Below are 1,799 nucleotides of genomic sequence, written 5' to 3' on the forward strand. Positions count from 1 at the left end.
ATAGCAAAATAAGCTATATATACACTAATCGGCTCAAAGAAGCCCTTTCATAAATGAAACAAGACGCAACTTGCTTCTACAACTCAACCACAACACAAAAAAAGGTGTGGGAATAAACGGAATCAATTAAACAATAAATATATCTGTATATTAAACTATCTTTATTTTTAATGCAAGTAAAAAAGAGTGAAACAACCGTATCACTCTTTCATCCATAGTATATTATTTGCTCCAAAATTCATTATAATACCAAGCTCGATAAGAAATATGTTCTGATACATCCATTATTTTCATACGTCTTCTATGATTTTAGGGTGAACAGGTATACTATATATCTTCGCATCGTCTGGTTTCATCATATCTTCTACTTCAATTTTTACAACTTTTAGATGGTACGGCATACGACCATTACTAAAAATATCCCCTACACAAATTGTCCAAAGACTTGTTTCTATTTCAGTTACATTATTCATTTTATATTCTCCTCTATAAATTAATAAAAAAGACATTGAACAAATACGTCCAATGTCTTTTTCCCTCTTATATACTAGTTAACTCAAAGTATAATTTTTCTGGTTTTCCATACATGCTAATTTCATTTTGATATACGACAGCTAATGGCTGAGGCATCTCAATGCTTTCCATATAGGATAATGAAGCAGCTGCTTCTATTTTTTCTTTAATCTCATTAGGAATGGCTGAATAAGATAAGCTATTCATTTTACTTCCTAATTTAGTATCTGTAGCAGCTTCATAATAAATTTCGGTAATTATGACCTCATTATCATCTGGATCATACATATATCCTCGGTTAACTGTAATCATATTGTAGTGCTCCTCTCAGGTTTACATTTTCTAATTCCTTGTGCTTTTAGCATTGCAACAAGTACCTTACTTATATATAAATCCCATATTTTCTATAGTTGCATTCCATTCTATAACTACTGTACTATGTCTCTTTTATAAATTGTTCTTAAAAACGGAGAGTTCAGAAATTCTTAACAAAAGTAGGATATGATAAAGCCCTGGATTTGGTTATAATTTCTTACCGCTTTTAATATTTGAGATTCTTTAAATTTGCTTTTTTACAGTGTAATTGCATAGACCCAGGAGCCTTTTTCAAGCCTGAATGTATCAAGATCTTTATCTATACGATAGAAAACATTCAGTTCATACTCTGAAACTACTGCAAAATACATATAAACTGTCCCTTTACCTAAATATTCAATTCTCTCAATTGACAAAGAGAACATATCCCTCATAAGTTGTTTACAATGTAAAATCTCTTTTAATTCTTTTTCAACATTCATATATATACACCTACTTTATTAAATTTTTGGTAGTAAATTTGCTATAACACATGGTAAATCTACAATCTTTTGACGATGATAAATTTCTTCTACTGTGTCATAGATTGCTATATGCCCATAATCTACCTTTACTCGCTCACGCAAACCTAATCGATTAATATTAACGTACTCCACTTCTCCATAATCACTCTGCGCTTCCATTAAATAAAACCCTACTGCCTCATATGGACTATTGGCTGCAATAATTTTTATAGCAAGTTCTTCTCCATAACTAACCTTATAAAATTTCATTTGTACTTCCCCCTTGAAATAGAAAAAAGCACCTTAAAATTGTGCTTTAATCACTTTTATTATTCGTTTAGCCTAAATGGTCTAATACATGTATTTCCTAACTTAAAGACAACACAAAAAGGGCTTCTTTAAGTCGATTAAAAATGTGTATAGCAAAATAAGCTATATATACACTAATCGGCTCAAAGAAGCCCTTTC

General features: G+C 30.6%; 3 protein-coding genes and 1 pseudogene. All 4 read right to left on the reverse strand.

What is annotated here, in order from left to right; genetic code table 11:
* Positions 1 to 222 precede the first annotated feature (222 nt).
* Positions 223 to 473, reverse strand: a pseudogene (locus BAQ44_RS08315) (hypothetical protein).
* 67 nt (positions 474 to 540) lie between these two features.
* Complete coding sequence (locus BAQ44_RS08320) at positions 541 to 825, reverse strand: hypothetical protein (protein ID WP_000633806.1); 285 nt, start codon at positions 823 to 825, stop codon at positions 541 to 543.
* A gap of 260 nt (positions 826 to 1,085) precedes the next feature.
* Positions 1,086 to 1,310, reverse strand: a complete 225-nt coding sequence (locus BAQ44_RS08325) for a hypothetical protein (protein ID WP_001100171.1) — start codon at positions 1,308 to 1,310, stop codon at positions 1,086 to 1,088.
* Positions 1,311 to 1,328: 18 nt separating this feature from the next.
* Positions 1,329 to 1,601 (reverse strand): hypothetical protein, encoded by a 273-nt coding sequence (locus BAQ44_RS08330; RefSeq protein WP_000675279.1) that lies wholly within the window; start codon positions 1,599 to 1,601, stop codon positions 1,329 to 1,331.
* Positions 1,602 to 1,799: the final 198 nt, after the last annotated feature.

Origin of the sequence: Bacillus mobilis, from assembly GCF_001884045.1 — a bacterium.
GTDB classification, from domain to species: Bacteria; Bacillota; Bacilli; order Bacillales; family Bacillaceae_G; genus Bacillus_A; species Bacillus_A mobilis.

Coding starts and splice junctions, on each gene's coding strand:
- BAQ44_RS08320 (WP_000633806.1), bottom strand. CDS start 825: ATGATTACAGTTAACCGAGGATATATGTATGATCCAGATGATAATGAG.
- BAQ44_RS08325 (WP_001100171.1), bottom strand. CDS start 1,310: ATGAATGTTGAAAAAGAATTAAAAGAGATTTTACATTGTAAACAACTT.
- BAQ44_RS08330 (WP_000675279.1), bottom strand. CDS start 1,601: ATGAAATTTTATAAGGTTAGTTATGGAGAAGAACTTGCTATAAAAATT.